The 7821-nt window shown below is 30.7% G+C and carries 8 protein-coding genes; 4 read left to right on the top strand and 4 right to left on the bottom strand.

The annotated features are described in order from the left end of the window. Positions 1-412: 412 nt before the first annotated feature. From WMO18_RS10180 to WMO18_RS10170, 3 genes are all read right to left on the bottom strand, one after another. The gene (locus WMO18_RS10180) at positions 413-586 is read right to left on the bottom strand and encodes a hypothetical protein (protein WP_329978788.1); all 174 of its coding nucleotides are present in this window, start codon (positions 584-586) and stop codon (positions 413-415) included. Next, the gene (locus WMO18_RS10175) at positions 570-725 is read right to left on the bottom strand and encodes a nucleotidyltransferase domain-containing protein (RefSeq protein WP_022505668.1); all 156 of its coding nucleotides are present in this window, start codon (positions 723-725) and stop codon (positions 570-572) included. Before WMO18_RS10175 ends, WMO18_RS10180 begins: the two co-directional genes overlap by 17 nt. 78 nt (positions 726-803) lie before the next feature. After that, positions 804-1340, bottom strand: coding sequence for an inorganic diphosphatase (locus WMO18_RS10170; RefSeq protein WP_022505667.1), 537 nt, complete (start codon positions 1338-1340; stop codon positions 804-806). Between the two features lie 151 nt (positions 1341-1491). Between WMO18_RS10170 and WMO18_RS10165 the strand changes: the two genes are divergently transcribed. From WMO18_RS10165 to WMO18_RS10150, 4 genes are all read left to right on the top strand, one after another. Further along, a complete protein-coding gene (locus tag WMO18_RS10165) occupies positions 1492-2169 on the top strand; it encodes a response regulator transcription factor (protein WP_211148625.1) in 678 nt (225 codons plus the stop codon). Next, a complete protein-coding gene (locus WMO18_RS10160; RefSeq protein WP_367286579.1) occupies positions 2159-3151 on the top strand; it encodes a sensor histidine kinase in 993 nt (330 codons plus the stop codon). Before WMO18_RS10165 ends, WMO18_RS10160 begins: the two co-directional genes overlap by 11 nt. Positions 3152-3227: 76 nt before the next feature. After that, positions 3228-3911 carry an ABC transporter ATP-binding protein gene (locus WMO18_RS10155; RefSeq protein ID WP_211148568.1) on the top strand — a complete coding sequence of 228 codons (684 nt, stop codon included), beginning with the start codon at positions 3228-3230 and terminating at the stop codon, positions 3909-3911. Next, positions 3908-6511, top strand: a complete 2604-nt coding sequence (locus WMO18_RS10150; protein ID WP_367286578.1) for an ABC transporter permease — start codon at positions 3908-3910, stop codon at positions 6509-6511. Before WMO18_RS10155 ends, WMO18_RS10150 begins: the two co-directional genes overlap by 4 nt. Positions 6512-6941: 430 nt before the next feature. On the opposite strand, the gene WMO18_RS10145 is transcribed toward WMO18_RS10150, so the two are convergent. Beyond that, positions 6942-7568 (bottom strand): TetR/AcrR family transcriptional regulator, encoded by a 627-nt coding sequence (locus WMO18_RS10145; RefSeq protein WP_022505313.1) that lies wholly within the window; start codon positions 7566-7568, stop codon positions 6942-6944. Positions 7569-7821 lie beyond the last annotated feature (253 nt).

Below are 7821 nucleotides of genomic sequence, written 5' to 3'. Positions count from 1 at the left end.
GGACAATAATCCCATAGGTATCACACTTTTTAACTGGCGAACAGTGTTCGCCCCTACGACTGTAAGCCATAATATACTATAAAAATCAGTATTGTTTATGCTACAAAATATTGTTGTATTATGAATTGTGCAATAACTTGGTATACAAGAGAGAAAGGACATAGTATACACTTTTTATAATTTGCATCATCACCACAAACCCTAATTTATTAATTTTTTCTTAACCTACTGACAAAATTGAAAACCCCTAATTGACAAAAAGATTTATACACTAGGACAAGGAAGAATGAAAAGCAAAATTACAAGGTGTAATTCAAAATATTTAATGTGCAAAAAAATCTCCATCTTTGATGGAGATTTTGAAATATACTAAAATATAAATTAAGTGTTAAGAATTTAAATTTTATGATTATTATATTACTTTTTTTATTTCTGTTACAATGTTTGCTAATATAAGAAGTGTATTTTCTTTATCAGAAAACATATTAGAGAACAGACTTGTTAAATTTTCTTCAAAATTTTTTGGAAGAATTTTACCATAACCTTTAGCATATTCAACCATTCTCTTTTCACCGGGATGAGTCATTTGGAACAGTATCACAGTAAATGTATAAGTCGTAATCTGATTTTTCATCATACTTTTCACTTGCCCTGGAACCGGCTAAAGCAATAGATTGAACCTCATTAAGGGTAGAAATTTCTTTCCATAGATTTTCAAAAAACATAACATCACCTAAATTAAGTGTATATAAAAAGCCCACAAACTTTTAAATTAGTAGGCTTAGTAAAAACTTTATTATATTTTATGCCATTTGGAAGTCACGAATGTAACTGTCAATAGACTTTCTGATAACTTCCTTTGCATCTTCACAACCGTTAATTTCTGTAACAGTAGTAACCTTATCATTTTCAAGGGTTTTATAAACCTGGAAGAAATGTCTGATTTCTTCAAAATAATGAGTAGGTAGGTCAGAAATATCACTGTAACCGTTGTAGTTAGGGTCATTAACCGGAACTGCAATGATTTTTTCATCATTGTGGTTATCATCAATCATAGTCAGTACACCGATTGGTTTACATTCAACCAGTGTCATAGGCTGAATAGTTTCACTACATAATACAAGTACATCAAGTGGGTCACCGTCATCTGCATATGTACGAGGAATAAAGCCATAGTTAGCCGGATAGTGGGTGGATGTAAAAAGCACTCTGTCCAATTTTAGTAATCCTGTTTCTTTGTCTAATTCGTATTTGTTCTTGCCACCCTTAGAAATTTCAATAACTGCATAAAACTTGTCTGTTGTAATTCTTTTTGGGGAAATATCGTGCCAAATATTCATTTATTATCATTCCTTTCCTTATTTGATAACTATATTTTATTTTAAATTTCACCTATTGTCAATACGATTTTACCTATTGACAATACTTTTTCTTACAATTTTGTAATAGAAGTATTTTTGCCTATGTGTTATTATTATTTGGGGTGATTAAATGAATGTTTTTCTACTTGAAGATGATGAGGCTATTGGTATTGGCCTAAAGTATTCTCTTGAAAATGAGGGCTATACCGTAACAATTGCAACCAGTGTAAAGTCAGCTTTTGAAATTATAAATAAAGAGAAATTTGCATTATATATTCTTGACTTAACTTTACCTGACGGAAGTGGTTATGATGTTTGCAAAAAGATAAAGTCAATCGGTGACTTTCCGGTAATTTTCCTTACTGCTTATGATGATGAAGTTAATGTGGTTATGGGTCTTGAACTTGGTGCTGATGACTATATTTCTAAACCATTTAGAGTTAAGGAACTTATTGCAAGAATTAAAAGTGTCCTTAGACGATACAATAGGGAAAATAAAGGTATCATAAAAATTGGAAATGTACTTATTAATACAAACAAAGCAACAGTTTTCAAGAATGGTCAGGAAGTTATTTTAACTGCTATGGAGTATAAGCTATTCTTAATTTTGCTTAATAATCGTGGTAATATTCTTTCTCGTAATAAACTGTTGGAATATATTTGGGATGTTGAGGGTGATTTTGTAAATGACAACACTCTTACTGTTTATATTAAAAGATTAAGAGATAAAATTGAGGATGACCCATCAGCCCCTATGATTATCAAGACAATTCGTGGATTAGGATATGTGATTGAAAATGATAAATAAAGATATAAAGATTATTGCTTTAATGGGCTTTTTAGGAACAATAGTTGCAACTGTAGTGACACTATTCTTTAATGTAGTATGTTCTGTAGTTACCTTTTTGTTAGGTGCAATTTTGACCTTAACATTTTATATCGTTACCAAAAAAAGATACAAGAAAATTGCTGATTTAAATAACTACCTTTCACTTGTATGTGCCGGTAATTATATGATTGATATTAAGGATAATACTGAGGGTGAACTGTCTATCCTAAAGAATAATTTGTACAAGGTTATTGTGTTACTTCGCTCAAAGAATGAACTGCTTGAAAAAGACAAAATCTATCTTGCAGATTCTTTAGCCGATATTTCCCATCAGTTAAAAACACCACTAACCTCACTTATGGTTATGGTTGATTTGTTGAAAGATGAAAAGAATATTGATAAGCAAAAGGAGTTTATCTCTATAATAGAAATTCAGATTAGCAAGATAAAATGGTTAGTAGAGAATCTCCTTAAACTTTCAAAGTTAGATGCCGGTACAATTAAGTTTAAGAAAGAAAAAATTGATGTTTTATCGGTAATTACAAAAAGCCTAAGTCCATTCCTTGTACAAATGGAAATGAAGAATATTTCACTTGAAACTACTATTAATGACTTTTCCTTTACAGGTGACTTAAACTGGACAAGTGAGGCAGTGGAAAATATTATAAAAAATTGTATTGAACATACTGCCGATAATGGAAAGCTAAATATAGAAACAGGTGTAACTAATATTTACAGTTACATAAAAATTACTGACAACGGTTGTGGCATTAAGAAAAAGGATTTGCCACATATTTTTGAAAGATTTTATCAAGGAGAAAATTCTTCTAAGGAGAGTGTAGGTATTGGACTTGCACTTGCCAAGATAATTATAGATAATCAAGGTGGCACAATTGATGTTACCAGTGAAGAAAATGTAGGAACAGAATTTATTATTAAATTTAACAAAATGGTTGTGTGACGAATTTGTAATATTAAAGTCACCTTAATGTAAGTTTCCTTTGATATGATATAGTCAAAGTTAGGGAGGAAAATTTATGAACATACTTGAAGTTAAAAATTTATCAAAAATTTACGGAAAAGGTGACACACTTGTAAAAGCAGTTGATGATGTTTCTTTTACTGTTGAGCAAGGTGAGTTTGTTGCAATTATCGGACCATCAGGTTCAGGTAAATCAACTTTGCTACATATAATCGGTGGTGTAGATACACCAACAACCGGTAATGTAATTATTGACGGTACAGATATTACAAAGTTAAAAGAAAGTCCTTTGTCAATTTTCAGAAGAAGACAAATCGGTCTTGTATATCAGTTCTACAACCTAATACCAATTTTAACAGTTGAAGAAAATTTAACTTTGCCACTACTTTTAGATGGCAGAAAGCCTAACAAAGAACAGATTGATTACTTAGTAAGTAACCTTGGCTTAGGTGACAGACTAAAGCACTTGCCAAACCAGCTTTCAGGTGGTCAACAACAGAGAGTTTCAATCGGCAGAGCATTGGCTAACAATCCTGCACTTTTACTTGCCGATGAACCTACAGGTAACCTTGACAGTGAAAACAGTAAGGAAATTGTTGCTTTACTTCGCAAGTTTAACAGAGAGCATAACCAAACAGTAATTATGATTACTCATGACGAAAGAATTGCTCAGTCTGCTGACAGAATTATTGCTATTGAAGATGGTAAGATTGTTAAGGATGAGGTGAGTAAAGGTTGAATATTGTAAGAACATTAACTTTGCGTCACCTAAAAGAAAATAAAGGCAGAACAGTTGTCACTATCTTAGGTATCATTGTTGCAGTTGCAATGATTACAGCAGTATTTGTTGGTATGTCCTCATTACTTAATGTTACAGGACAAGCAATGAGAAATATCACAGGTGACTATGATTTTAGTACTTATACAGAAACAACAGATACACTAAAAATAAAAAATGAAAGTGAACTAAAAAAAGTTGGTTTTGGGTATGATTATGATTATACTATTGTACCACAAAGTAAAGTGAAAAATCCTGAGAATGTTACAACATACTTAAGAACATATGATTCTAACTGCTTGGATATGATTATGACAAGTAAGTTTGAGGGTAAGTTACCTACTAATGAAAATGAAATTCTTGTTCAAAAGTCCTACATTGATGACAATAAACTGTCATGGAAATTAGGGGATAAGATTACCCTTGAAATCGGTAAATATTACGACAAAACAACCAAAGAAGAAAAGTTTGCTGATGAGGCTGTAGTCGGTGATATATTTAAAAAGCATGAAACAAGGGTTGTTACTGTTACCGGTATTATGACAGATGATATTGCAACTCAAATTTATAGTCAAAATATCATATTTGGTCAAAATGGTACTGCCTCTAAGGATAATCTATCCAGTATTGACATTTACGGAAAATTAAAAAATGTTCATATTAACGCAACAAAACAAATTGATAATATTCTAAAAAAATATGGTGTTGCTGATTATTGTAATTTAAATACAGAATATTTGCTAAGCCAAGGTGCATTGGCAATCAATGATATTACAGCTATATTGATTGTATCTATTATAATTATGCTGATAATTATTATTACTGCCTCAGTTATGCTGGTGTATAATGCCTTTTCAATGTCGCTGACAGACAGAATCAGATACTTAGGAATGTTGGCAAGTGTTGGTGCTACCAGAAAGCAGAAGAGAAATTCAGTATATTTTGAAGGTGCTTTCCTAGGAATGATTGCAATTCCTTTAGGTATTTTCTTCGGTATTATCGGTATTTATATTACTTTAAATGTAGTTATAAATAGACTGGCTGATGCCAATGCATTGTCTGGTATGGATAAAATTGATTCTATTTTATCAGTACCGGTTTGGAGTATTATTTCGATAATTGTATTTAGTATTATTACAATCTTTATTTCTGCATATATTCCGGCCAGAAAGTCCTCAAAGATTAGTCCTATTGATGCAATCAGACAGAATGACTCAATTAAGCTAAAGGCAAAAAGTCTAAAGTCATCAAAGTTGATTAGAAAAATCTTTGGTTATGAAGGTGAAATAGCCAACAAAAATCTAAAGAGAAACGGCAAAAAATCAAGATTAATTATTGTTTCACTTACTATTTCTGTTGTACTGTTTATTTCAGTAAACTACTTCTGTAGTATGCTTACAAATCAAGTAGGTGGGTTTGAGAAAGAACCTTATCAGGTAGAAGTTGCAGTTCAATATAGTAATGCAGAAAATCTTGATAAAGCACTTGCTAAGGAAAATAATGTTAAAGATAAGTATTCAATAACTGCTTGTTATATTCAGCAACTAAAGAGTAATAAGGATAAATATCTTGATTATATGAATTCTAAATACAAGAATAAATATAAAGAAGAACTATGTATGCGTTTGCATTTAGTTGATGACAAGTATTTTGATAAACTTTGTAAGGATAATAATATTGATAAAAGTAAGTATTATGGCAAAAATCTATTAGCACTTGCAGTTAACAGTGTTGGTGATAAGTCAGAGGGTGATCCGGTATTTAAAGATAGTGTCAAGAACTATGGTTTGTATTGTGACCAATCAGATTTATATGCCGGTGGTTTTATTGACGATTCTATTTATGAAGATAACTATAAACTGGAAGGTCATATTTTATCAGAAGAAAACAATATTCATATTGGTGACTTTATTAAGTATGATGAGAATGACCCAATGTTCACTATGGATGATAACAGTGAAATCACTATGTTTGCACCAATGACAGAATACTTAAAAGTTACAAATAATAAGCCAAGTAATATGACTATAACTTATGGTTATGTTACTGATGACAGTAAAAAATTAGTTAAAACACTTGAGGATATTTCAGATAATTACGGTGTAGAATATATAAGTAATATTGAGATGCAACAACAGACAACTGATTCTGTTAAGTTTACTATTCAGGTGTTCCTATATGGCTTTATTACACTGATTACTTTGATTACACTGTTTAACATTGTTAACACAATTTCTACAGGTACTGCAATGAGAAAAAGAGAATTTGCAATGCTACGTTCAGTTGGCGTTTCCAAGAAAGGCTTTTACAAAATTGTCTGCTTAGAAAGTTTGTTATATGGTATTAAGGCTTTGATTATCGGTTTACCACTTAGCTTGCTGATTAGCTATGGTATGAATGTTTCATTAGGCTCAGCAGGTTATCCTTTTAGACCTGATATTATGATTTACCTAATTGTAGTTGTTGCAGTATTCTTAATTGTAGGACTTACAATGTTCTATGCAGTTAACAAAATTAAGAAAGGCTCAATAATTGAAGCACTAAAGGAAGATATAGATTAATTATTATAAATGAAAATCTATAAAATGCTATTGTGCTTATTAAAAATTATACAGGCATTTAAAATTAAACCGGTATTAATTTAAATTTAATTGGCTTAAAAATTAAATTTGCATAAAATCAAATTAGCATAAACATAATTAATTAAGCATAAAAATTAAATTAGCTTAAGCAAAATTAGATTGGCTTAAAAATTAAACTAGCTTACAACAATTGATTTGTTTCATTATTCCCAAATCCCCAAACACCCTATGGTAGGAAATACCATAGGGTGTCGCCTTTTGTGTTTGTTTTTGATTGTGGTTTTAATATTTTAGTGTTATAAATTAGTTTTTTAATTCTGATTGTGCAAATCTAAAAATAATTCAACAAAATTGAAAAAATAAAAATACAAAAGAAAAGACCTAACTTTCGTTAGGTCTGATTTAAAAATTAATCTTCTCTATATTCTTTTTTTAGGCAACCGTTTTTGATGATTTTTAGCTTTTTGTTTAAAATCTTAATAGCCTCGTCGGTATCTATATCCATAAACAAAACATCAAAAATTGCATTTTTAGAAATAGACATTAGCATTTCAAATAGAATTCTAATATCTTCCGGAGAATTATCAAAAGAAAATTTCCTTGTGTCTATATTAGGTATAAGTTCATTAAAGTAGGTGATAGACCTTTCACAAATTCTATCAAGAATAGACTTTGCGTTTACAGATACACCGGGTACAAATTTCTGCATTTGGCTTTTTGCTTTAGGTTGGCTAACTTTGGTGAAATGCTGGGACATAACCTCTTCCATTGTAGCGAAAAGGTCGCCTTTGTATTTAACAAGAGTATTTGTAAAACATTCTTTGATGCTATCCATTATTCTATCTGCGAAAATATCGTAAAGGTCACCCTTATCATCAAAATATTGATAAAAACTGCCCCTAGAAATATTTGCCTCTTTAATAATACTGTTGATGCTTATTTTATCAAGTGGCACTCTGTCAAATTCCGTTTTTATGGCCTGGTAAATTCGTTCTCTTTTTGTTTCAGGTAGATTGTAAAATGTCTGCTTAATCATAATATCTTATCTCCTTTAAAAAAGTACTGCAACTTATATGACAACCTGTCATAATAATACTATTTCCATCTGAAAATGTCAAGAAAAATGTTTATATATCAAAGTGCCTACTAATGATTATTTACACATCAACTAATTTAGCGTTTGTGGGTGTGAATTATAACAAAATTTTGGCTTACAGTCGTAGGGGCGAACATTGTTCGCCCGTTAAAAAGTGTGATACCTATGAGATTATTATCTGTAAACAGGATAA

Source organism: Ruminococcoides intestinihominis, assembly GCF_040096285.1.
GTDB lineage: Bacteria > Bacillota > Clostridia > Oscillospirales > Acutalibacteraceae > Ruminococcoides > Ruminococcoides intestinihominis.
Note: the sequence above shows the minus strand (reverse complement) of the source record. Positions and strands in the feature narration are given on the sequence as shown.

What these genes read in the sequence shown, in the direction of transcription:
- WMO18_RS10170 (WP_022505667.1), bottom strand. Translation starts at nt 1,340, where the DNA reads ATGAATATTTGGCACGATATTTCCCCAAAAAGAATTACAACAGACAAG.
- WMO18_RS10175 (WP_022505668.1), bottom strand. Translation starts at nt 725, where the DNA reads ATGTTTTTTGAAAATCTATGGAAAGAAATTTCTACCCTTAATGAGGTT.
- WMO18_RS10155 (WP_211148568.1), top strand. Translation starts at nt 3,228, where the DNA reads ATGAACATACTTGAAGTTAAAAATTTATCAAAAATTTACGGAAAAGGT.
- WMO18_RS10180 (WP_329978788.1), bottom strand. Translation starts at nt 586, where the DNA reads ATGACTCATCCCGGTGAAAAGAGAATGGTTGAATATGCTAAAGGTTAT.
- WMO18_RS10145 (WP_022505313.1), bottom strand. Translation starts at nt 7,568, where the DNA reads ATGATTAAGCAGACATTTTACAATCTACCTGAAACAAAAAGAGAACGA.
- WMO18_RS10160 (WP_367286579.1), top strand. Translation starts at nt 2,159, where the DNA reads ATGATAAATAAAGATATAAAGATTATTGCTTTAATGGGCTTTTTAGGA.
- WMO18_RS10165 (WP_211148625.1), top strand. Translation starts at nt 1,492, where the DNA reads ATGAATGTTTTTCTACTTGAAGATGATGAGGCTATTGGTATTGGCCTA.